The following is a 23,267-nucleotide window of genomic DNA, read 5'->3' as shown; positions in this document are numbered from 1 at the left end:
TGTGGCGCTCAATAGCATCGAAGAACTGGTTGAAGACATCCGCCAAGGCAAGATGGTCATCCTCATGGATGACGAAGACCGCGAGAACGAAGGCGACCTGATCATGGCCGCCGAATGCTGCAAGGCCGAGCACATCAACTTCATGGCCAAGCACGCCCGTGGCCTGATCTGCATGCCGATGAGCCGCGAGCGCTGCGAGACCCTGAAGCTGCCGCTGATGGCGCCGCGCAACGGTTCCGGTTTCGGCACCAAGTTCACCGTGTCGATCGAAGCGGCCGAAGGCGTGACCACCGGCATCTCCGCCGCTGACCGCGCGCGCACCGTGCAGGCGGCTGCGGCGAAAGACGCGAAAGCCGAAGACATCGTCAGCCCTGGCCACATCTTCCCGTTGATGGCCCAGGCCGGCGGCACCCTGGCTCGCGCCGGTCACACCGAAGCGGCTTGTGACCTGGCGCGCATGGCCGGTTTCGAGCCGAGCGGCGTGATCTGCGAAGTGATGAACGACGACGGCACCATGTCCCGTCGCGCCGAACTGGAAGCTTTCGCGGCTGAACACAACATCAAGATCGGCACCATCGCTGACCTGATTCACTACCGGATGATCCACGAACGTACCGTTCAGCGGATTGCCGAGCAGCCACTGGACAGCGAACTGGGCCAATTCAACCTGGTGACCTATCGTGATTCCGTGGAAGGCGACGTGCACATGGCACTGACCCTGGGCACCGTTTGCGCCGAAGAGCCGACACTGGTTCGCGTGCACAACATGGACCCGCTGCGCGACCTGCTGATGGTCAAACAGCCGGGCCGCTGGAGCCTGCGCGCCGCCATGGCTGCGGTTGCCGAGGCCGGCAGCGGTGTGGTGCTGTTGCTCGGTCACCCGCTCGACGGCGACGTGCTGCTGGCGCATATCCGCGAAACCGGTGATCAGGCAGCGGTGAAAAAACCGACCACCTACAGCATCGTCGGTGCCGGTTCGCAGATCCTGCGTGACCTCGGTGTACGCAAAATGCGTTTGATGAGCGCGCCAATGAAGTTCAATGCGATATCCGGTTTCGATCTGGAAGTTGTAGAATACGTGCCCTCCGAATAATGACCGGTTGTTTCCGGACCCGAATTCGCGGCAAATAAATCACTGAGGGACGCGAAACAGACGCGTCCCGGCTCTTTAAGAGATCTGACGAATGACCCTGAAGACCATCGAAGGTACCTTCATCGCCCCTAAAGGCCGCTACGCTCTGGTAGTGGGCCGTTTCAACAGCTTCGTGGTTGAAAGCCTGGTCAGCGGTGCAGTTGATGCCCTGGTTCGCCACGGCGTGAGCGAAAGCGACATCACCATCATCCGCGCACCTGGCGCCTTCGAAATCCCGCTGGTTGCGCAAAAAGTCGCCCAGAAAGGCGAGTTCGCAGCAATCATCGCCCTGGGCGCGGTCATTCGTGGCGGCACTCCGCACTTCGAATACGTGGCTGGCGAATGCACCAAGGGCCTGGCCCAGGTGTCCATGGAGTTCGGCGTACCGGTCGCTTTCGGCGTCCTGACCGTTGATTCCATCGAGCAAGCCATCGAACGTTCCGGCACCAAGGCCGGCAACAAAGGTGCTGAAGCTGCCCTGTCCGCTCTGGAAATGGTCAGCCTGCTGGCGCAGTTGGAGGCCAAGTGATTAGCGACGATAGCGATCGTTTCAACCCGCGCGATCCGAAACCTGCGGATGCCGGCAAGCCATCGAAGAGCGCCAAGCGCCGCGAAGCCCGTCAGCTCGCGACTCAGGCCCTGTATCAATGGCACATGGCCAAGGCTTCGCTGAACGAGATCGAAGCGCAGTTCCGGGTCGATAACGATTTCACCGATGTCGACGGCGCGTATTTCCGCGAAATCCTCCACGGGGTTCCGGCCAACCGCACCGAAATCGACACCGCGCTCAAGCCTTGCCTGGACCTGGCGATCGAAGAGCTGGATCCGGTTGAACTGGCGGTTCTGCGCCTGTCCACCTGGGAACTGCTCAAGCGCGTCGACGTGCCGTACCGCGTTGTGATCAACGAAGGTATCGAACTGGCCAAGGTCTTCGGTTCCACCGACGGCCACAAGTTCGTCAACGGTGTGCTCGACAAGCTGGCACCACGCCTGCGTGAAGCTGAAGTGAAGGCGTTCAAGCGCTAAAACGCGCTTGAGACCTCATGGGCGAGTTTGAGCTGATCCGCAATTTCTTCGCCGCCGCGCCTTGTGCGCAGGGCGGCGAGGGCGTTGCACTGGGGATCGGCGACGACTGCGCCTTGCTGGCGGTTCCTTCCGGGGAGCAGCTGGCGATTTCCACCGATACGCTGGTGGCCGGCGTGCATTTCGCCGATCCCTGCGATCCGTTTCTGCTCGGTCAGCGCTCGCTGGCCGTGGCGGTCAGCGACCTCGCTGCCATGGGCGCCACGCCCGTTGCCTTTACCCTTGCCCTGACCTTGCCGACGGTGACTGCCGACTGGCTGCAAGCCTATGCCCGTGGTTTGAACCGCATGGCGCAGAGCTGCGGCGTGGCGCTGGTCGGCGGTGACACGACACGGGGGCCATTGAGCCTCACCGTCACCGTGTTCGGTCGTGTTCCGGCCGGCCAGGCCTTGACCCGCAGCGGCGCGCAGCCCGGCGACTTGCTGTGTGTCGGCGGTGAACTGGGCAATGCCGCCGGGGCCTTGCCGCTGGTGCTGGGTCAGCGTGACGCCGAGCCGCACATCGCCCAGCCGCTGCTCGATCACTATTGGTCGCCGCAACCGCAACTGGCCCTCGGTCAGGCCCTGCGCGGCAAGGCCACTTCGGCGCTGGATATTTCCGATGGCCTGCTCGCCGATTGCGGTCATATCGCACTGGCTTCGAAGGTTCGCCTCGACGTCGAACGCGAGCGCGTGCCGCTGTCGGACGCGCTGGTGGCGTTTCTTGGTCAGCGCGGCGCCGAACGTGCGGCGTTGAGTGGTGGCGATGATTACGTGCTGGCCTTTACCTTGCCGTCCGTCGAATTGCCCGCGCTGCTGGCCGATGGCTGGCCGATCCATGTGATCGGGCGAGTGGCCGAGGGGCAGGGCGTGGTGCTGCTGGACCGCGAAGGGCATGACATCACCCCGCAAATCCGGGGTTATCAACATTTTCAGGAGTCACCGTGACAGATCACCCGAAACAGGTTCCCGGCGAATTCGTTCCGCCTTCGGTCTGGCGCAATCCGTGGCATTTCATTGCATTCGGCTTCGGTTCGGGCACCTTGCCGAAAGCACCGGGCACGTGGGGCTCGTTAGTTGCGCTACCCTTTATTCCGTTGTGGCAGATGTTGCCCGACTGGGGCTACTGGCTGATGCTCGGGATCACCATGCTGTTCGGCTTCTGGCTGTGCGGCAAGGTGGCCGACGATCTGCGGGTGCACGACCACGAGGGCATCGTCTGGGACGAGATGGTCGGGATGTGGATCACTCTGTGGCTGGTGCCGGAAGGCTGGTACTGGTTGCTCGCCGGGTTCCTGATGTTCCGCTTCTTCGACATCCTCAAGCCATGGCCGATCCGCTGGATCGACCGGCATGTGCATGGCGGCGTCGGCATCATGCTCGACGACGTGCTGGCGGGCGTGTTCGCCTGGCTGGCGATGCAGGGTCTGGTGTGGGTTTTCGCCTGATTTCAAGGCGTGGATGAGGGACACAGGGATGGCTCGACGCGGGTTGGCGATACTGTTTTTTATCCTGCTGGGTGCTGTTGCCCACGCACAGGATGCGCCGCCGTCGGTCATTCACCTGGCCAGTGAAGACTGGGAAGACTACACCGCCGCCGATGGCCACGGTCTGGGCTGGGATGTCCTGCGCAAGGTGTTCGAACCGGCCGGTGTGACCCTGGATATCCGCACCGTGCCGTACACCCGCTCGGTGGGGCTGGTGCAGTTGAAGGAAGTCGACGCGCTGGTCGGCTCCTATCGCGGTGAGGCCGAGCAGGTTCTGTATCCCAAATGGAACTTCGATTCCGACCACATCTACGCGCTGGGCCTGGCCAGCAATCCGGCACCGACCGAGGCCACCCTCGGCAAATACCGGCTGGCCTGGGTGCGGGGTTATCGATACGAGACCTACTTGCCGAACATCAAGCGCTACAACCAGATCGAACGCCGCACCGGGATTCTGTCGATGCTCAAGCAGGGGCGGGCGGATTACTACATCGACGCACTGACGGAAATCGAAGCGGTGGTGAGAAATGCTGCCGACCCTTCGCAATACCGTTATTCGCATCTGGCTGAGTTGCCGCTGTACCTCGGCTTCGCCGACACCCCTCAGGCCCGTGCACTGATGTCGATCTACGACCAGCGCATGGATCAACTGGTGAAAAGCGGCGAATTGAAGCCCATTTTCGAACGCTGGAAACAGCCGTATCCGTTCGACCGGGGGCAATGACGGCAGGCCTGACATCAAACTTTTTGATCGTTATGGCCGATAATTCAGCCTAAGCGTCTGCCGGAACCTGCTGTTACAATGCCGCCCAGCGAATCTCGGACTTTTTAGATCAGGAGCACACCGGTGCCTGTCGTTTTTGTCGCCGCTTCCAAGCTGCCAACGCCTTTTGCGCAATTCACCATGCACGGTTTTCTCGATGAAACCACCGGCCGCGAGCACGTCGTGCTGAGCCTGGGTGAGATTGCCGACGGTGCCCCGGTACTCGGCCGGTTGCACTCCGAATGCCTGACCGGCGATGCCTTGTTCAGCCAGCGTTGCGACTGCGGCTCGCAACTGGAAGCTGCGCTGAAGGCGATCGCCCGTGAAGGCCGTGGCGTGTTGCTGTACTTGCGTCAGGAAGGTCGTGGCATTGGCCTGCTGAACAAGATCCGCGCCTACGAATTGCAGGACGGCGGTGCCGATACCGTTGAAGCCAACGAGCGTCTGGGCTTTGCCGCCGACCAGCGTGACTACGCCATGTGCCTGCCGATGCTCGAGCATCTGGGCGTGAAATCCCTGCGCCTGATGACCAACAATCCGCGCAAGGTCAAAGCCCTGACCGACATGAACATCGTCGTCGCCGAGCGCGTGCCGCTGCACACCGGCCACAACCCGCACAACAAACTCTACCTGGCGACCAAGGCCAGCAAGCTCGACCACATGATGAGCAATGAACATCAGGGCGAGGTAGACCGGGCGTGACCCGCGGTCAGGTGCGCCGCCGCCTGTCGGTCGCCTGGTGGAAATACCTGGCGCTGGCACTGGTGCCGCTGTTCGTGCTCAACGCCGTATTCGGCGAGAGCGAAGCGATCATGCCGGTGCTGGCGATGCCGTTGTTCATTGCCGGCGTGGCCTCGATGTTTGTCAGCCTGAAGTTCTTCGGCCGCTACAAACATGCGCTGATCGCCACGCAAAAAGCCCTCGATACCCCGGACGAACCCGCTGCGTGGATTGCCCTCGCGGCGCGTCGTCGCACAGCGTTTCTTGCGGCGGGATTGCCGGCGTGGATCGGCGCACTGGCGGTGTTCGTCGGCCTGGAGGCCGTGCCGCTGATGCTGCTGGCGCTGTCCACGGCGGTGCTGTTCTACCTCTACCGTATCCCGCGTCAACTCGGTTGATGCGTCGTCTCTGGCTGGCGGTTCTGCTGCTGGCCGTCAGCAGCGAAACCCTGGCCGCCCTGCGGGTGGTCAGTCTCGCGCCATCCTTGTCTGAAATTGTCGTTGAACTGGATTCGGCCGACCTGCTGGTGGGCGTGCTGGATGCCGGTGACCGACCGTCCGCAATCAAGGATGTGCCTTCGGTGGGCCGTTATGGCCAGCTCGACATGGAGCGGCTGCTCAGTCTCAAACCTGACTTGTTGCTGCTGTGGCCCGGCAGTATCGGCCCGGCCCAGCGCGATCAGCTCAAGCGCCTGAACATCCCGACCTTCGTTGCCGAACCCCACAGTTTCGAGCAGTTGACCACGCAGATCGAAGCCATCGCTGCACAACTCGGTCGACCTGAGCGCGGGGTTGCGCGGGCAGCCGAGCTGCGACTGAAACTCGATGAGCTGCGCCAGCGCTATCGACGGGAAACGCCGCTACGGGTGTTCTATCAAGTCTGGGACAAGCCGCTGTATACCATCGGCGGCGGACAGATCATCAGCGATGCGCTTGAAGTGTGCGGCGCACGCAATGTGTTCGCCGACCTGACGCTGCCGGCGCCGCAGGTGAGCATCGAAGCCGTTTTACAGCGTGATCCCGAGGTGATTCTGGCCGGCGATCAGCCGCAACTGGATGCGTGGAATGCCTGGCCGCAGGTGGCGGCGGTGAGGCACAGGCAGTTGCTGCTGGTCACCGATAAAGGTCTGGAGCGTCCAAGCGGGCAGATGATCGAGGCGACGGCCAAGCTCTGCCAGTTGATTGCGCCAGACCGCTGACCGCTAGAGCTGCGGCGTCCAGGTCACCCCGAACATGAATGCCCGGCCTTCCTCACGATAGCCATACTGACTGCCGTCATGGCTGTACAGCGCCCGGCTGTAACCCTTGTCCAGCAGGTTATCCACCTTGAAATCCAGCTTGATCTCACGGTCCAGCGCCCAGCTGCTGCGCAGTCCCAGCAACGCATAACCACCCAGCGGCTGCTGATTTTTCAGGTCGTCATAACTGCTGCTGACGGCCTGCCAGCTGGCGCCGAGGCCGAGGCGCTCGAATTGCCGATCCAGATCCCAGCTCAAGGTGCGACGGGCACGGCGCGCCAGGGTATGGCCGGTGTCGCGGTCGCGGGGATCGATGATTGCCACGCCGAGGTTGCTTTGCCAGCCCAGCAGTTCCTGTTTCAGCGCTGCTTCGAAGCCGTTGATCCGCGCCGAGGCGACGTTTTCCGGGCGTGAGTTGCTGCCGAAGATGATCGCGTCTTCCAGATCGGTCCGATACAGCGACGCTTCGAGGCGGCTGCTGTCGCTCAACTGGCTGCGCCATTGCAGCTCGTAGCTTTTCGAAGTTTCCGGTTTCAGGTTCGGGTTGCTGAAGTCCGGGTAATACAGGTCATTGAAAGTTGGCGCGCGGAAGCCTTCGCTGTAGCTGAGCAATAGATCGTTGTCCGGGTTGACCGGCAACGTCAGCGTGCCGCTCCAGCTGTTCTGGCCGCCGAACTGCTGGTTGTCGTCACGGCGCAGGCCCAGTTCGGTGGAGAAACTGTCGGCCTGGAAGCGATGCTGGACGAATGCGGCGCGGTTCCAGCGGCTGTCTTCGTCGAACGCGGTACTGCTGTTGACCCGGTCTTCGTACCAGTCGCCGCCTAGGATCAGGCTGTTGCGTGCATCGAGGGTCAGGTCGTTCTGCCAGGTCACGGAGTCGCGGTAGGTGTTGAACACCGAGCGTTCGTCACTGAGCTTGTCGAGGGACTTGTCGCGGTTTTCGCTATGGCCGAGTTCCAGGCGCGATTTCCAGCGTTCGTTGATCCGCGCATCGATGTAGCTGCTGAAGCTGCTGACAGCAAAATCGCTGTAGGGCTGCTGCTGGACGGAGTCGAAGGTGACCGGGTCAAAGCGCCCGAACGGGTTGTCGAACTCACTTTTGCCACGGTTATCCAGCAGGTTGGCGCCAACTTCGATGTCATCGGTCAACGCATGGCTGAGGCTCAGGCTGAGGGATTTATTGCGGTAGGCATCGTGATCGCTGTCGCTGGGATACGACTCGTGGGTGCGGTCGATCCCGGCGGTTTCATCGAGGCTGGCGCCGAGGTTGAAGCGGGTTTTCTCATCGCCACCGGACAGGCCGACACTGCGCTCCCAGGTCTGGTTGCTGCCGAAACCGACATGCATTCGCGGCTGCAAGCCTTGCTCAGCGCCGCGCCGGGTGAAGATCTGAATCACCCCGCCAATCGCATCGCTGCCGTAGATCACCGAGCGCGAACCGCGCAGCACTTCGACGCGTTCGATCTGCTCGATGTTGAGGTGCTGCAGGTTGCTGTCGCCGGAGGTGGAGTTGCCGATGCGCTGGCCGTCGACCAGCACCAGGCTCTGCGCCGATTGCGTGCCGCGAATGTAGATCCCCGGCAGGCTGCCGCGCCCGCCGGTTTGCGCCACTTGCACGCCGGGTACCCGTTGCAGCAGGTCAGTGACGCTGCGCGGTTGCAGGCGCTCGATGTCGTCGCGGGTGAATACGGTGTTGGCGGCACTGCTGTCGTTGCGGGCTTCCACCTGGCGGTTGGCGCTGATCAGCACGTCCGGCAGCTTCAGAGCCTGATCGCGTTCGAAGGTGTCGGCGAGGGCGTTGGTGGTTGGCAGCAGGAGGAGGGGCAGGGCGAGTCGCGAGAGGTTCATCGGAGTCCGTTGGTACATAAAGCGAATTGAATTTTGAAAGCTGCACAAACCACTGTGGGAGCGAGCTTGCTCGCGAATGCGGTGTGTCAGTCAAGAATGAGTCGACTGACTGTCCGTCTTCGCGAGCAAGCTCGCTCCCACAGGGTTGTTCACAGATCTGGCGATTAGCGGTTAAGCAGCTCCAGGCGCTCACGCACCGCCGCTTCGATCCCGGCTTCGTCCAGCCCGCACTCGGCCAGCATCTGCGCCGGTTTGGCGTGCTCGACGTAAATGTCCGGCAAGCCCAGGTGCAGCACCGACTTGAGAGTGTTCTCGCGGGCGAGGAATTCGCTGACCGCGCCACCGGCGCCCCCCATGATCGCGTTCTCTTCGATGGTCACCAGCAGGTCGTGGCTGTTGGCGATCTCGCGTACCAGCGCTTCGTCCATCGGTTTGACGAAACGCATGTCGACCACGGTGGCGTTCAGGGTTTCGGCGACGTTCAGCGCTTCGGCCAGCTGCACGCCGAACACCAGCAGGGCAACCTTGCTGCCCTGACGACGAACCACACCCTTGCCGATCTCGATCGGTTCGAGGTTCTTCTCGATGGTCGCGTTCGGGCCGGTACCACGCGGGTAACGCACCGCCGCCGGGCCGTTGTACAGGTGGCCGGTGGTGAGCATCTTGCGCAGTTCGTTTTCATCGCTCGGGGTCATGATCACCATGCCCGGGATGCAACGCAGGTAAGACAGATCGAAACTGCCGGCGTGGGTCGGGCCGTCTTCGCCCACCAGACCGGCACGGTCGATGGCGAACAGCACGTCAAGGTTCTGCACCGCGACGTCATGCACCAGCTGGTCGTAACCGCGTTGCAGGAACGTCGAGTAGATCGCCACCACCGGTTTCGCGCCTTCGCAGGCCATGCCGGCCGCGAGGGTCACGGCGTGTTGCTCGGCAATCGCCACGTCGAAGTAGCGCAGCGGGAAACGTTCGCTGAACGCCACCAGGTCCGAGCCTTCCTTCATCGCCGGGGTGATGCCCACCAGACGCGGGTCGGCGGCGGCCATGTCGCACAGCCATTCACCGAACACACCGGAGTACTTCGGCCCGCCGGCCTTTTTCGGCGCAGCGGCCGGGGCGTCCAGCGGCTCGAGTTTGGTGATGGCGTGGTAACCGATCGGGTCGACTTCCGCCGGGGCGAAGCCTTTGCCTTTCTTGGTGACGATGTGCAGGAACTGCGGGCCTTTCAGATCGCGCATGTTGCGCAGGGTGGCGATCAGGGTCGGCAGGTCGTGGCCGTCGATCGGGCCGATGTAGTTCCAGCCCAGTTCTTCGAACAGGGTGCCGGGAACCAGCATGCCTTTGGCGTATTCTTCGGTGCGACGGGCGATTTCCCAGGCGCCGGGCAGGCGCGACAGCACTTTCTTGCTGCCTTCACGCATGCTTGCATAGGTGCGGCTGGAAAGGATTTTCGCCAGATAGTTCGACAGGCCGCCGACGTTGCGCGAGATCGACATGTCGTTGTCGTTTAGGATCACCAGCATGTTGGCGTTCACTTCCGGCGCATGGTTCAGCGCCTCGAAGGCCATGCCGGCGGTCAAAGCGCCGTCGCCGATCACCGCAATCGCCTTGCGATCACTGTTCTGCAGGCGGGCGGCGATGGCCATGCCCAGTGCGGCACTGATCGAGGTGCTGGAGTGGCCGACGCCAAAGGTGTCGTACTCGCTCTCGGAGCGGCGCGGGAAGGCGGCGATGCCGTCCTTCTGGCGCAGGGTTTCCATGCGCTCGCGACGACCGGTGAGGATCTTGTGCGGATAGGCCTGATGACCAACGTCCCACACCAGCCGGTCGTCCGGGGTGTCGAAGACGTAATGCAACGCGATGGTCAGCTCGATGACGCCCAGGCCGGCACCGAAATGCCCACCGGTCTGGCCGACCGTGTAGAGCAATTCCAGGCGCAACTCATCAGCCAGGGTTTCCAGCTCGGCTTCGCCTAACCGGCGCAGGCCGTCCGGCGTGTTCGCGCGGTCGAGCAGGGGCGTGGTCGGGCGCTTGCGGGGAATCTCATGGAACGTCGTGGGCATCAGGCGAATCGTTATAGGTATAAAAGATGCGGCAGTTTACCTGATGCATCGTCCCCTGCCCACGCGTTGGTCTTTTTTGGCTGATTAGCCTTTAGTTGCGCCGGTCGACGATATACCGGGCCAGATCACGCAACGGCTCGGCAGCCGCGTCAAACGGTCGCAGCGCATGCAGGGCCTGATCGCGCAGTTCCAGGGCGTAAGCCTTGGCCACGTCGAGGCCAAGCAGGGCCGGGTAGGTCGGCTTGTCGCGGGCAATGTCCGCACCCTGGCGTTTGCCGAGGGTTTCGGTATCGCTTTCGACGTCGAGGATGTCGTCCTGCACCTGGAACGCCAGGCCGATGGCCTGTGCATAACTTTGCAGGGCCTTGAGTTCATCCTTCTCGGCGCGGCCGCTGGCCAGGGCGCCGAGCTTGACGCTGACCTCGATCAGCGCGCCGGTCTTGTGCCGGTGCATCTGTTCGAGGGCTTTCTGATCAAGCTTCAGACCGACCGAACCGAGGTCGATGGCCTGGCCGCCGACCATGCCGGCCGGGCCTGCCGCGTGCGCCAGTGCTGTGACTTGTTGCAGGCGGATATCCGCGCTCAGGTCGCTCAGGCGCGGGTCGAGCAGAGCGCTGAACGCCAGGCTCTGCAAACCGTCGCCGGCGAGGATCGCGCAGGCTTCATCGAATTTCTTGTGGGTGGTCGGCTGGCCGCGACGCAGATCGTCGTCGTCCATCGCCGGCAGATCGTCGTGCACCAGCGAATACGCGTGGATCAGCTCAACCGCACACGCCGCGCCGTTGGCCTGCTCGGCCTTGCCGCCGAGGGCTTCGCACGCGGCGTAGGCCAGCAGCGGGCGCACGCGTTTGCCGCCGTTCATCACGCTGTAGCGCATCGCTTCATACAGCCGCGCCAGTTCTGGCAGCGGGGCGTTGAACAGGGTTTCCAGTGCCGCATTGACCCGCGCCTGGCTGGTCGCCGAATACGCCGCGATCATTCTGGCTGGTCCGCGTCGAAGGGTTCCTCGGCCAACTCGCCATCGCGCTCCAGCAACACCTGGACCTTCTGCTCGGCCTGGGCCAGCGCCGCCTGGCAGTCACGGGTCAGGCCGATGCCCTGCTCGAAAGCAGTCAGCGAGTCTTCCAGCGACAATTCACCGTTCTCCAGACGCTCGACCAGTGTTTGCAGGTCGGCGAGGGACTGTTCGAAATCCAGTGCAGCTTTTTTGCGGGCCATGGCGGCTAATTCCGGTTGACGTTAAACCGGCGCGACACTAGCAGATAGGGGGTTTATGGGCAAATGAGCGGGCCGACGGACAAGGGTGTCAGTCGGTCGACTCGTCCGGATATTGAATCTGATACCGAGTGCTGCGTCCGCCGCCCGGAAGACGTTGCAGGCAGCCCTTTTCCAGCAGTTCCGCCAGATGTCGGGTGGCCGTGGCTTTGGAGACCTTGGCCACACTCTGGTATTGCGCCGCACTGATGCCGTGCTCGAAACCGCGTTCACCACCATCGAGCAGACGATTGAGCACTTTGATCTGCTCCGCCGACAGCCCGGATTCACGGTGTGCCTGCCAGAAGCGTGATTTTCCCAACACACTTTCAATCCGCGCGATGGCCTGTTGCAGACTGCGCAGCAAGGTTTGCAGGAACCATGTGAGCCAGTCGGTGATGTCCAGCGTGGCTTTCTGACTGGATTCGAGAATCCGGTAGTAGCCCGCACGATCATCGAGGATGCTGGCGGACATCGCATAAAAACGAATCGCCTGCGCTTCGCCCTGAGCCAGTGCGAGATCGGTGAGGGTGCGAGTCAGGCGCCCATTACCGTCGTCGAATGGATGCAAGGTGACGAACCAGAAATGTGCGATGCCGGCTCGCAGCAAAGGATCGAGGCCTGCCTGTTGCCGACTGGCGTCGAACCACTTGAGAAAACTGTCGAGTTGCCGCTCAAGACCTTGTCGCGGTGGCGCCTCGAAATGCACGGTCGGACGCTCGATTCGCCCTGAAACCACCTGCATCGGCTCATCGCCGCGTAATGCGCCGACATTGATTGCACGCGAAAGGAAACCACTCTCCTGTTCTGGAAACAGCCATGAATGCCATTCCAGCAATCGTTCCAGCGTCAGCGGCTCGGCAAAACGTTGAGTGGCATCGAGCATCAGCTGCGCCAGCCCCTCGCTGCGCTTGCTGACGTTGTCGCCATCCGGTGATTCCAGCCCCAGGCGCCGTGCCAGTGAAGAACGCACGGATTCAACATTCAACTGTTCCCCCTCGATGGCCGAGGAGGTCACGATGTTTTGCAGCAACGCGTCCAGCTCAGTCTGAGCGCTCAGTGAATTGCCCACTGATCCCGCCATGCCCATCAATTGTCCCTGCGCTTGAATGCATTCGCGCAACAGCGCAGTGAGACGCTCTGCCTGCCAGTTGAAGTCGGGCCAGTCGGGCCGCTGCCAGATCCAGTGAGTTGCCATGCAATGCCATTCCTGAGTGCGTGAGCCGAATAGAAACGCTATTCGGCTCATTTCGTGAGCCGAATATGACGCCTATTCGGCTCATCGTCCACTGGACGCCGTGATTCCCACCGCAAATCCAGATGTATCCGATTGTTAAAAAACTGCCGAATCGCTAACCTTCGCGCCTTCTACGACCCGACAGTCACGGGTCTTTCAGACGAAACGCAGTTTTCACCGCTGTGAAGTACCGAGGATCGGGTGCAAGGTTTCGTTCAGGCATGGCAGGAGGCATTACATGCGTTCATTTCTTTTGCTGCTGATCGGCCTGGCCTGCGCGCCGGCGCTGTCGGCCGCGCCGACTGCCGAGATGTCGGAACCGGTGGGCGGCTGGCGCTACAACGGCTTGCTCGACCGCAGCGAAAACCCGCAAGTCGCCTATCCCACGCCGCCCATCGATCGCGGCATCCAGCGCAACCGCACGATGATCCAGGGCCAGCTCAAAGCCATTGGCAATCAGCGCGGGCCGCACACCCTGGCGGTCAATGGCAATCCGCTGAATCTGTACACCGACGACGATGGGCGTTTCGCCCGGCCCTATGCCTTCGGTGCCGGCTCCAACAGCGTCGAAGTGCGCAGTGCCGAAGGGCAGTCGCTCAAGCGCGTGCAGTTCTACGAAGCGAACAACCTGCGCACACCGGCGCGGATTCGCGTGGTGCTCGGTTGGGACGACCCTAAAGCGGAACTCGACCTGCACATCATTACCCCGGACGGCCAGCATGCGTTTTTCGCCCACACGGCGTTGACCAACGGCGGTAGCCTCGATCCGGACGGCGTCGACGGCCCCGGCCCGGAAATGTTCACCATGACCGCACCGCTGCATGGCACCTATCTGGTTTACGTCAACTATTGGGGCAACTTCGGCGACGGCGGCTATAACTTCGAGGAGGCCAGCAACCAGAACGAGGTCATCACCTCGCAGATCACGCTGGTGCTCAACGAAAACACCGTCGACGAAAAACGCGAAACGTTCATCGTGCCCCTGCGGGCCATCGGTGATCTGCTGCTGGTCAAGACTTTCAACTATTAAGCATCCCGCACCACGGATGAACTGCCGAGCTTTGGGAACATGAGCGAGAAGATGAGCGAAAACACTGAGACCCCGGCGACCGCCGCACCCACCGCCCAACCTTCCCGGCGCTGGCCGTTGCTGGTGGCCGGGCTGTGCCTGGTGGCCGGCGTGGCGGGCGGGCTCGGCTGGTTGATGCACAAGCCCAAAGTGCCGGCGGCGGCACTGGCCAGCGACAAGCTCGGCCTGAGCCGCCCGGACGCGCTGCTGGAAACCCGCTCCCTGAGCCAATTGCCCAAGGACCTGCTGACGGTGCCGTTCCTCAAGGCCACGCTCACCGAGGATTTCGTCTTCTATTACGAAACCCACGCCGACCGTCTCGGGCTGATCGGCAGTCTGCGGCGGATCATCTACGAGCATGACCTGAAACTGCAGGACAGCCTGATCGAGCAACTCTTCGATCAACCGGCAGACGTGGCGCTGTGGCGCGGCGCCGATGGTCGCCTGAAGGATTTCCTGCTGGTGATGGATCGCGGCGGGCTGGCCAAGCTGCTGGAGCCGCTGGCGAAAGTGGCGCTGGATGATTCGCAGCTGAGCGTCTTCAGCACCCTGAAAGTTGGCGGTGAGGACGTGCCGCTGTATCAACTGATCTACAACGCCAGCAAATCCCTGCTGTTCGCCTCCCGTGGCGACAAACTGGTGGTGCTGTCGAATCCGGCCAAGTTCTACGACCCGGAAAGTGGCGCTTCCGAAGAGTCCGGCCATGTTTCGCCGCAGGCTTTGGCGGCGCTGCTCAATGGCGAAAAACTGTTCCCCGAAGCGTTCGGGCTGCCGGTCAAGACGCCTGAAACCAGGCAACGTCTGTCGGTCAATTCCAGCGTCCTGGCCATGGGTTACCAGCGCTTCATCCCGAACTTCGCCGGCCTGCGTTTCGACATGGACGACAAGGGCTGGCACAGCTTTCTGGCCATGGATGAGCTGGACAACCAGCCGGACTTCGATTTCAAACCGGTCTGGCAGGCCATGCCGCTGGGCGCCAGTGCCTGCGTGACCTTGCCGGTGGCCGCCGAGCCGCAGAAACCGTTGCTGGTAAAACTCGGCGCCGAGGAAGCGGTGGCGCAGAAACTCACCGAGCATGTGGCCGGCGCGGCAGGCCTGTGCTGGTACGCCGATTCGCGGCTGTACACGCCGTTGCTGGTGGCCAGTCTGAAGGACGAGGACAGCGGCAAACTCGACGGCGATATCGGCACGTTGTTCGATTCGATGGTCGGCGCCTACGAAAGCAAGGTCGACGACCACGCGTTCCCGGTGGTCGAGAAGCAGGAAGGCCAGAGCCACCTCTGGCAGCGTCAGGTCAGCTCCAACTTCGGCCCTTATGCGGCCAAGGATGCCGAGAACCCGGACGCGATCACCGGCCGTGCCTTCATGAAAGTCAGCCTCGCGCGTCACGGTTCGACGCTGTTGTTTTCCCTCGACGACAAACTGGTCGACAAGGCCCTCGGCACCCTGGACAAACGCTTCCCGCCGATGGCCGATGTGTTGCCGAAAGACGTGCTGATGCCGATCTACTTCGGCCCGGACTCCATGGCGCAACTGATGCAACAGGAAACCCTCGACAGCCTGCCGCAGGACATGGAGCCGGTGTTCTACAACGCCGCGCAAACCTACCTGATCCCGAAACTGCGCACCCTCGGCGGCATGGGCAAATACGCCCTGACCTTGCCGGAAGGCAGTGAGCCCGACGGCCACTGGCAATGGCTGCCGCTGGAGTGGGAAGCGCTGTGACGGCATTGATCCGCAGCCTCGGCCTGCTCGCGCTGTTACTGAGCGCGGGCGCCCGAGCGGTCGAAGCGCCGGCCCTCGATCCTGCGCAGTCCCAGGTTTTTCGCGCCTGGTTCGTGCGCATCGCTCAGGAGCAGTTGAGCAAAGGCCCGAGCCCGCGCTGGTATCAGCAGGACTGCGCCGGGCTGGTGCGGTTTGCCGCCAACGAAGCGCTGAAAGTCCATGACGACAAATGGCTGCGCAGCAATGGCGTGTCCAACCGCTACCTGCCGCCGGAGCTGACGCTGAGCGACGAGCAACGCAAGTTCGCCCAGCAATGGCAGCAGGGCGGCGGCAAGGTCGGGCCCTACGTCAACGCGATCAAACTGATTCAGTTCAACAGCCATCTGATCGGCCGCGACGTGTCCCAGGCACGGCCCGGCGATCTGATGTTTTTCGATCAGGGCGACGACCAGCACCTGATGATCTGGATGGGCCGCTACATCGCCTATCACACCGGCACGACTACCCCAACCGACAACGGCATGCGTTCGGCAAGCCTGCAGCAACTCATGACATGGAAGGACACCCGATGGATACCCGACGCAGCCAACCCCAACTTCATCGGCGTCTATCGACTGAACTTTCTCTCCCAATGACCGGTGCCCGCATGTTGCGTTTACTGCCTTTTTTGTTGCTCTTGACCCTGCCGTTTTCGGCGGTGAATGCCGAAGACTCCGTCGAGCCAAGCGGCTACACGCCTGTCTCCGGTGAAAGCTTTTTCCTGCTGGCCGACAGCAGTTTCGCCAGCGATGAGCAGGCGGTGGTGCGCCTTGAAGCGCCGGGCCGCGACTACCGTCGTTTCCGCATGGAACCGTACGGCGGCGCCGATATCCGCGTGTACAAGATCGACAAGCCGCTGGACTTCCTCAAGCGCCAGAAGAATCTGCACCGCGTAGTCAGCGACGGCCAGTTCAAGGGCGAAGGCCTGTCGAACACCCTCGCGTACCTGTGGGACAACTGGTACCGCAAATCCCGTCGGGTGATGCAGCGTGCGTTCTCCTACGAGTCGCGCCAGCAAGTCACCGAGGAAGTGCCGGAACTGAAGATGGGCAATGCCATCGCCGCGCCGACACCGTACGACGCACAGCCGCAGTTCGCCCTGATTCCGGGTCTGCCGGTGGTCAGCCAGTTCCGTTATCCGCTGTGGCAGGCCAAGCCGATCCAGCCGCCGGCCGGGGTCAATCTGGCCGGTTCGTCCAGCGAGTTCGTCAGCGTCGCGCCGGGTAACGTGTACATCCCGCTGGGCAATCTGAAACCGGGCCTGTACCTGGTCGAAGCGCTGATCGGCAAGTACCGCGCGACCACCATGGTTTTCGTTTCCAACACCGTGGCGGTGAGCAAGATTGCCGGTGATGAATTGCTGGTGTGGGCCGCGCGCAAACACGAAGGCAGCTCGGTGCCGAAGGTCAATGTGCTGTGGACCGACGGCCTCGGCGTGATGAGCAGCGGTGCTACCGACACTGATGGTCTGCTGCGCCTGAAGCACGTCAGCCCGGAGCGTTCGTTCGTCATCGGCGAAGACGAAGAGGGCGGCGTATTCGTCTCGGAAAACTTCTATTACGACAGCGAAATCTACGACACCAAACTCTACGCCTTCACCGACCGGCCGCTGTATCGCCCTGGCGATTGGGTGTCGCTGAAAATCGTCGGTCGTGAATTCAAGAACGCGCGGGATTCGGTATTGCCGGGCGCGGCGGACGTCAATGTCAGCGTGCTCGATGCGACCGGTACCGAGTTGCAACGCCTCGACCTGAAGCTCGATTCGAAGGCCGGCACCCAGGGCCGTTTCCAGCTGCCGGACAACGCGGTGGCCGGTGGTTATGAGCTGCGTTTCAACTACAAGGATCAGGCCTACAGCAGCGCGTTCCGGGTGGCGGAGTACATCAAGCCGCACTTCGAAATCTCGCTGAACCTGGCCAAGCAGGATTACCGCACCGGCGAAGCGGTGAAGGGCAGCCTGGCCCTGCTGTACCCGGACGGCAAACCGGTGGCCAACGCCAAACTGACTCTGAGCCTGCGCGCCCAGCAACTGTCCATGGTCGACAACGAGCTGCAATACCTCGGGCAATTCCCGGTGGAACTGACCAGCACCGAACTGACCACCGACAGCAAAGGCAACGCGTCCCTCGACCTGCCGGCCGCCGACAAGCCGAGCCGCTACATGCTCACCGTGTTTGCCAGCGATGGCGCGGCGTATCGGGTCAAGACCACCAAGGAAATCCTTATCGATCGTGGCGCCGCCAGCTTCCGCCTGAGCGCGCCGCAGCGTTTCAGCGCAGTGGGTGACAAGGTCGCGTTCAGCTACGCCAACGAAGGCGGCAGCGAACAGGCGCAGGCCGTGGTGCCGAGCGGCTACAGCTGGGTGCGTCTGGAAGACCAGACCACCGGCGAAGGCAAACTGGCGGCGAAAGACAAAGGCTTCAGCGTGACGTTCGATCGTCCGGGGACCTACAACCTGTCGCTGAAGGATCAGTTCGGCCGGGTGCTCGGCGGCACCGGCCATTCGGTCACTGGCGACGGGGTCAAGGCTGTGCCGGGCACCGTGGAAATCGTCCTCGACAAACCGGAGTACAAGGCCGGCGACGAAGCATTGGCGCTGATCACCTTCCCGGAGCCTGTCAGCGATGCACTGCTGTCGCTGGAGCGCGACAAGGTCGAAGCCACCGCGCTGCTGGCCAAGGGCGGCGACTGGCTGAAACTGGAAAAGCTCAGCGAAACCCAATACCGCGCACGCATCCCGGTGAAGGACAACTTCGCGCCGAACCTGACGTTCTCCGTGCTCTACACCAAGGGCGGTCAGTACAGCTTCCAGAACGCCGGGATCAAGGTCGTCGCGCCGCAGATCGACGTGGCAATCAAGACCGACAAAGAGACGTATCAGCCGGGCGATACCGTGACAGTCGACCTGACCACGCAGTTCGCCGGCAAGGCTGTACCGGCGCACCTGACGGTCAGCGTGGTCGATGAAATGGTCTACGCGCTGCAACCGGAAGTCGCGCCGACCATCAACCAGTTCTTCTACCACCCGCGCCGCAACAACGTGCGCACCAGCGCCAGCCTGTCGTTCATCAGCTATGACGTGGCATTGCCGGGCAGCCCCGGTGCACCGGGCAAGGCCAACCGCAGCGAACGAGGGGTGAAAGTGCTGGAGCGGCCGCGCCGCGAAGACGTCGACACCGCTGCGTGGCAGCCAGAGTTGCTGACTGACGCCGACGGCAAGACCCGTTTCACCTTCAAGATGCCGGACTCGCTGACCCGCTGGCGCATCACCGCGCGGGCGATTGCCGATGACGGTCAGGTCGGGCAGAAGAAGCAGTTCGTCCGCTCGGAAAAACCGCTGTACCTGAAGTGGAGCGGCCCAAGCAAATTCCGCAAGGGCGATCAGCCGCAACTTGGCGTGTTCGCCTTCAGCCAGGCCGAGAAACCGGTCAAGGCTGAACTGGTGACGCACTACGCCGGCGCCGAACAGCGCCTGCCGGTGACCCTCAACAACGGCATCAACTACCTGCCGCTGCCGGCCTTCGCATTGGCTTCCGGCGAATGGACCGCCGAGCTGGTGCAGGACGGCAAGACCGCCGACGCCCTCTCGGTGCGCCTGACCGCCACCGGCGAAGGCTGGCAAGTGACGCAGACTCAGAGCCTCGACGTAGCCAGCGGTGACACGCCGTTGAGCCTGCCGGCAGACGCCACCGACATTCGCCTGCGTCTGGATGACAGCCCGCAAGCACTGTTCCGTTCGGCCCTCGACGATCTGCTCAGTTATCCGTACGGCGGCGTCGAGCAGACCGCCAGCCGCTTGCTGCCGCTGAGCATCGCTTATCCGTCGCTGGCGTCGAGCCCGCAGATCCGCGACCGCTTGCGCCTGATCATGCAGAACAGCCGTCTGCGGCTGGTGCAAATGGCCGGGCCGTCGGCGAGCTTCACCTGGTGGGGTTTCGACGGCGAGCCGGATGCGTTCCTCACCGCTTACGCCTATTACGCCGACTGGAACGCCAGCCAGGTGCTGGAGCTGACCCTGCCGCCGGAGCACTGGCAGCGGGTGCTGGAGGTCTACGCCAAGCAGGCGCCGAACACACCATTGCTGCAACGGGCGCTGATCCTGTCGTTCGCCAAACAGATGCATCTGCCGGTCAACACGCTGCTCAGCGGCTTGATGGACGATCTGGCCAAGGCCGGGGAAGGCAATGCCGCGAACCTGATGGACGACGGTGAAGACAGTCTGGTGATGAGCGATCCGGATTCGGCGCTCGGTCTGGCGGCGGCGCGGGTCTTGACCGCATCGCTGGCGACCCAGTCGAAAGTCGCTCTGCCGGATGCGTTCAATCGTCAGCTGGGCGCTGCGCAACAGCGTTTGGCCGTCAGCTCTCAACCGTTTGTCGAAGCGCTGAACCTGTCGCTGCAACCGTTCGATCAGGCCCGTGCGACAGCGTTGCTGCAACGCCTGTTGCCACAGCAATCGACCCTCGAACGCGCGCTGGCGCTAACCTGGCTGCAACGCAGCATCGCCCAGGCATCGCCGACCATCGCGCTGGCACCGGGTGAAGGCTGGAAGAAAAACTACGGCGCGACCGGCGAGATGTTCTGGACGTGGCAGGGTGCGGCCCCGGTGCCGAGCGTGTTGTCGGTGTCGGGCACTCAGGAGCGTCCGTTGCGTGCCGCGCTGAGCTTCCAGACTCAACAACCGGCAGTCGATCCGATGGCGGTGACCCTCACTCGTCGCCTGTCGCGTCTGGTGCCGGGTGACGAAGCCTTTACCTTCAAACTGGAGCCGGTCGGCACCAAACCGCTGTCCAGCGACAGCCTGTACCTGGACGAAGTGATCCTCACCAGCAAGGCACCGAAACCGCTGCGCTACGGCATGCTCGAAGTGCCGCTACCGCCGGGCGCGGATGTCGAGCGCACCACGTGGGGCATCAAGTTGCAGGGCAAGGACGGCACCGAGCCGACTGCGCTGGAAAAAGCACGTTTCGAACCGGGTCAGCTGGCCTACGCGGTGCCTGTAGATGCATTGAGCGGTGAATTGCGTCTGCGGCATCTGGTGCGCTTCTCGCAGAAGGGCCAGTTCAACCTGCCGCCGGTGCGTTTCACTCAGGTCTACGCGCCGCAGCATCAGGCCCAGGAAGCGAAAGCCGCCCTCGGTCAGGTCACGGTCAACTGACATGCCCCGGCCGCTGCTGTGGCTGATGTTGTGTGTTATTCCTGCGCTGGCGACGGCGCAGGATGAACCGCTGCGCGTGGCCTACAAGGGTGAACTGCTGTCACTGAACACCACGCAACTGACCGCTCGCGAGCCGTTGCCGTCGTCGCTGGATACACCTTTGGGCAGTCTATGGAAGGTGTTCGTTTACGCGTGGCTGGTTGATACCGGTGCGCGGGAACCGGCTTATGAATGCCGCGGACAGTCGAAGGAAGAAGTCTATTGCTGCACGGCGGGCGGGAAGATCGAGCGTGATCAGGCGCTGGTGAAATCCTGCGGGCTGTATTTCGAGCCGGCGCGGCTGGGCATAACCGCTGGCGACTGGAAATCCTATTGGCAGGCGCGACAGGCGCCGTCGTGGTTGCTGGACCTGCCATCGGTACAGCCGGCTACCCGGGTGTCCGTGGCTGACTTGCTGAAGGTTTTATCCTGGTTGCCGGCTCAGGATCAGATGCGCCGGGTGCTGCTCGACGTGGTGCTGAACGCGGCGGACGGCAATGTCGTCGGTGAGCTCGGCGGACGCTTGCGGGTGAAAACCTGGAGCTGGCTCGGCGATCAGGATCCGCAATCACGCCAGGGCGGTTTCGCTGGCTGGACGGTGGACGGCTCGCCGATCTGGGCCGGCGGCCGGGGCACCAGTCAGATGGTTCTGCGGCACTACGGTTCGGCGTTGGCGACGGTGTTGCCCGCGTCATGGCCGGCGGACGCGGGGCGATGTGTCGAGGTCGGTCTGTTTTCGCGTTATCCGGTTTCGCGGGTTCTGTCGGGTGAGCGCGTTGCTGGCTCCGGCCCGTTGCAGGGCGATTACCGCGTCGAATTCGCCAACGGCAATGCGCTGGATATTCATAGCGACGGCGAACTGTTTCTGCTCAACGACAAGCTTGTGGCGCGGCTGGATCGTGAAGAGTACGTCGCTCGAGTTCTTGAGCGTGAAGCCAAACCGGAACCTGCCGAAGCGGCTAAGGCATTGGCCGTGGCGATCCGCACCTATCTGCTGCAAAACGCCACGCGTAATGGCGAATGTCTGAGCATCGATGACAGCAGCACCCGCCAAAGGGTCGCACCACGTCCAGCCTCTGTCGAGTCGCGCAACATCGCGGCGTGGACAGCCGATCTGGTGCTGGCCGGCAGCACTGTCACCTATCACTCCGATCAACCCGGCCCGGACAAACTGGCCTGGCAACAAGCCGTCGAACAAGCCAACGCCGGCCAGCGCTACGACGCGATTTTGCTTCACGCCTATCCGCGCGCCAGCCTCAGTCGCTGGGACAACCCGGTGGCGTCCTGCGAAGCGCTGCCTGCCGCGCAGGACTGGCTGCAGAAGCAGCGGCGTGGCTGGCGTCCGAGGCTGGAAAGCGAAACCGGCTACAACGAAGTCAGCACATTCGCCGTCTGCAAACTCGCCTTCGGCCGGCCCTTCGTCGACCGCGAACGCCAGCGCATCTACGTGCGCGGCGTGCTGTCGTTGCAGGATCGCCTCGACCTGACTCACGAATACCTGCACCTGGCCTTTGAAGCACACCCAAACGGCCAGGATGAAACCTATATCGAAGGGCTCGCCCGTCACCTTTTGCTGGAATAGACCATGACACTCCGTTATCCACAGGTCTTGCTGTTGCTCTGCGCCCTCAATGCATGGCCGATGGCGATGTCCGCCGACAGCGTCAAACTCGACACCCCGGTCGGCGGCTGGCGCAGCGGCGCGCCCGAGGGCGAAGGCGAAAGCTTCCGCCAGACCGTCAACTACCCGGCTTCCTCGGTGAACACCCCGGTCGGCCAGGCCAACACCGCCCGCATCAGTGGCGAAATCAAAGCCACACCGAAAAGCAAAGAGCCCGGCCGCCTGATCGTCAACGGCGTCAGCATGCCGCTGAAAATCGACGACAGCGGCCGCTTCGACCGCCCGTTCTCCTTCCCCAAAGGCAGCAACAGCGTCGAAGTCCGCAGCCCCGACGGCCAGCAACGCCACCGCACTCAATTCCTCAACGCCAACGGCGGCGCCACCCCGGCCAAACTGCGCGTTCTGCTGTCCTGGGACAGCGACGGCACCGACCTCGACCTGCATCTGATCACGCCTGACGGCGCGCACATCTGGTACGGCGACCGCGTCGCCCCCAACGGCGCCGCCCTGGATGTCGACGTGACCACCGGTTACGGCCCGGAAATCTTCGCCATGCCGGCGCCGATCAAGGGGCAGTATCTGGTGTATGTGAATTATTTTGGCGGTGGTTATCGCGGGGATGACGAGGGCGGGGAAGAAGCGGTACAGCCGCTGACCACCGCGCAAGTGACGGTGATTACCGAAGAGGGGACGCCGAGCGAGAAGATGGAGACTTTCATCGTGCCGATGCGGGCGGTGGGGGAGTTGACGTTGGTGAAGTCGTTTAGTTATCCGTGAGCGGCATAGCACTAGCCGAAAATCGGGATCACTGATA

20 protein-coding genes are annotated in these 23,267 nt (G+C 62.7%); 15 read left to right on the top strand and 5 right to left on the bottom strand.

The genetic code is table 11. The features are described from left to right. Nucleotide 1 precedes the first annotated feature (1 nt). The 9 genes from ribBA (at nt 2) to ACKLNA_RS24685 (ending at nt 6,361) form a co-directional block, all read left to right on the top strand. Nucleotides 2–1,093 (top strand): bifunctional 3,4-dihydroxy-2-butanone-4-phosphate synthase/GTP cyclohydrolase II, encoded by a 1,092-nt coding sequence (gene ribBA / locus ACKLNA_RS24725; RefSeq protein ID WP_065259547.1) that lies wholly within the window; start codon nt 2–4, stop codon nt 1,091–1,093. Nucleotides 1,094–1,184: 91 nt separating this feature from the next. Further along, nucleotides 1,185–1,661, top strand: coding sequence for a 6,7-dimethyl-8-ribityllumazine synthase (ribE, locus tag ACKLNA_RS24720; RefSeq protein WP_003228649.1), 477 nt, complete (start codon nt 1,185–1,187; stop codon nt 1,659–1,661). After that, nucleotides 1,658–2,158, top strand: a complete 501-nt coding sequence (gene nusB, locus ACKLNA_RS24715; protein ID WP_085712321.1) for a transcription antitermination factor NusB — start codon at nt 1,658–1,660, stop codon at nt 2,156–2,158. Before ribE ends, nusB begins: the two co-directional genes overlap by 4 nt. 17 nt (nt 2,159–2,175) lie before the next feature. Then, entirely contained in the window at nt 2,176–3,141 is a 966-nt protein-coding gene (gene thiL / locus ACKLNA_RS24710) for a thiamine-phosphate kinase (protein WP_408987382.1), read from the top strand. Next, complete coding sequence (locus ACKLNA_RS24705; RefSeq protein WP_169432100.1) at nt 3,138–3,641, top strand: phosphatidylglycerophosphatase A; 504 nt, start codon at nt 3,138–3,140, stop codon at nt 3,639–3,641. The genes thiL and ACKLNA_RS24705 overlap by 4 nt, the downstream gene beginning before the upstream one ends. A 28-nt stretch (nt 3,642–3,669) precedes the next feature. Beyond that, on the top strand, nt 3,670–4,404 hold the full coding sequence (locus tag ACKLNA_RS24700; RefSeq protein ID WP_085712319.1) for an ABC transporter substrate-binding protein: 735 nt from the start codon (nt 3,670–3,672) through the stop codon (nt 4,402–4,404). A 123-nt stretch (nt 4,405–4,527) separates the two neighbouring features. Beyond that, complete coding sequence (gene ribA / locus ACKLNA_RS24695) at nt 4,528–5,145, top strand: GTP cyclohydrolase II (protein ID WP_408987381.1); 618 nt, start codon at nt 4,528–4,530, stop codon at nt 5,143–5,145. Then, nucleotides 5,142–5,561 carry an MFS transporter gene (locus ACKLNA_RS24690; RefSeq protein ID WP_114885795.1) on the top strand — a complete coding sequence of 140 codons (420 nt, stop codon included), beginning with the start codon at nt 5,142–5,144 and terminating at the stop codon, nt 5,559–5,561. The genes ribA and ACKLNA_RS24690 overlap by 4 nt, the downstream gene beginning before the upstream one ends. Further along, a complete protein-coding gene (locus ACKLNA_RS24685; protein WP_408987380.1) occupies nt 5,561–6,361 on the top strand; it encodes a cobalamin-binding protein in 801 nt (266 codons plus the stop codon). Before ACKLNA_RS24690 ends, ACKLNA_RS24685 begins: the two co-directional genes overlap by 1 nt. Before the next feature lie 3 nt (nt 6,362–6,364). On the opposite strand, the gene ACKLNA_RS24680 is transcribed toward ACKLNA_RS24685, so the two are convergent. The 5 genes from ACKLNA_RS24680 to ACKLNA_RS24660 form a co-directional block, all read right to left on the bottom strand. After that, nucleotides 6,365–8,248, bottom strand: coding sequence for a TonB-dependent receptor domain-containing protein (locus ACKLNA_RS24680; protein WP_408987379.1), 1,884 nt, complete (start codon nt 8,246–8,248; stop codon nt 6,365–6,367). Between the two features lie 164 nt (nt 8,249–8,412). Beyond that, nucleotides 8,413–10,311 (bottom strand): 1-deoxy-D-xylulose-5-phosphate synthase, encoded by a 1,899-nt coding sequence (dxs, locus tag ACKLNA_RS24675; protein ID WP_408987378.1) that lies wholly within the window; start codon nt 10,309–10,311, stop codon nt 8,413–8,415. 91 nt (nt 10,312–10,402) lie between these two features. After that, nucleotides 10,403–11,290, bottom strand: coding sequence for a (2E,6E)-farnesyl diphosphate synthase (gene ispA, locus ACKLNA_RS24670; RefSeq protein WP_408987377.1), 888 nt, complete (start codon nt 11,288–11,290; stop codon nt 10,403–10,405). Next, nucleotides 11,287–11,529: an exodeoxyribonuclease VII small subunit gene (locus ACKLNA_RS24665; protein ID WP_007894317.1), complete on the bottom strand. Its 243-nt coding sequence runs from the start codon at nt 11,527–11,529 to the stop codon at nt 11,287–11,289. The genes ispA and ACKLNA_RS24665 overlap by 4 nt, the downstream gene beginning before the upstream one ends. 88 nt (nt 11,530–11,617) lie before the next feature. Then, the gene (locus ACKLNA_RS24660; RefSeq protein WP_408987376.1) at nt 11,618–12,763 is read right to left on the bottom strand and encodes a Fic family protein; all 1,146 of its coding nucleotides are present in this window, start codon (nt 12,761–12,763) and stop codon (nt 11,618–11,620) included. 277 nt (nt 12,764–13,040) lie between these two features. Here ACKLNA_RS24660 and ACKLNA_RS24655 point away from each other — a divergent pair, with 277 nt between their 5' ends. From ACKLNA_RS24655 to ACKLNA_RS24630, 6 genes are read left to right on the top strand one after another with little or no spacing between them, the layout of a single operon-like run. After that, on the top strand, nt 13,041–13,832 hold the full coding sequence (locus ACKLNA_RS24655; protein ID WP_408987375.1) for a YfaP family protein: 792 nt from the start codon (nt 13,041–13,043) through the stop codon (nt 13,830–13,832). Between the two features lie 51 nt (nt 13,833–13,883). After that, the gene (locus ACKLNA_RS24650; RefSeq protein ID WP_408987374.1) at nt 13,884–15,596 is read left to right on the top strand and encodes a DUF2138 domain-containing protein; all 1,713 of its coding nucleotides are present in this window, start codon (nt 13,884–13,886) and stop codon (nt 15,594–15,596) included. Next, the gene (locus tag ACKLNA_RS24645) at nt 15,566–16,231 is read left to right on the top strand and encodes a DUF1175 domain-containing protein (protein ID WP_408987373.1); all 666 of its coding nucleotides are present in this window, start codon (nt 15,566–15,568) and stop codon (nt 16,229–16,231) included. The genes ACKLNA_RS24650 and ACKLNA_RS24645 overlap by 31 nt, the downstream gene beginning before the upstream one ends. After that, nucleotides 16,228–20,793 (top strand): alpha-2-macroglobulin family protein, encoded by a 4,566-nt coding sequence (locus ACKLNA_RS24640; protein ID WP_408987372.1) that lies wholly within the window; start codon nt 16,228–16,230, stop codon nt 20,791–20,793. Before ACKLNA_RS24645 ends, ACKLNA_RS24640 begins: the two co-directional genes overlap by 4 nt. A 1-nt stretch (nt 20,794) precedes the next feature. Next, nucleotides 20,795–22,414 (top strand): DUF2300 domain-containing protein, encoded by a 1,620-nt coding sequence (locus ACKLNA_RS24635; protein WP_408987371.1) that lies wholly within the window; start codon nt 20,795–20,797, stop codon nt 22,412–22,414. A 3-nt stretch (nt 22,415–22,417) separates the two neighbouring features. Continuing rightward, nucleotides 22,418–23,230, top strand: coding sequence for a YfaP family protein (locus tag ACKLNA_RS24630; RefSeq protein WP_408987370.1), 813 nt, complete (start codon nt 22,418–22,420; stop codon nt 23,228–23,230). Nucleotides 23,231–23,267 lie beyond the last annotated feature (37 nt).

The sequence above is a fragment of the Pseudomonas sp. UV AK001 genome, assembly GCF_046097675.1.
GTDB lineage: Bacteria > Pseudomonadota > Gammaproteobacteria > Pseudomonadales > Pseudomonadaceae > Aquipseudomonas > Aquipseudomonas kribbensis.
Note: the sequence above shows the minus strand (reverse complement) of the source record. Positions and strands in the feature narration are given on the sequence as shown.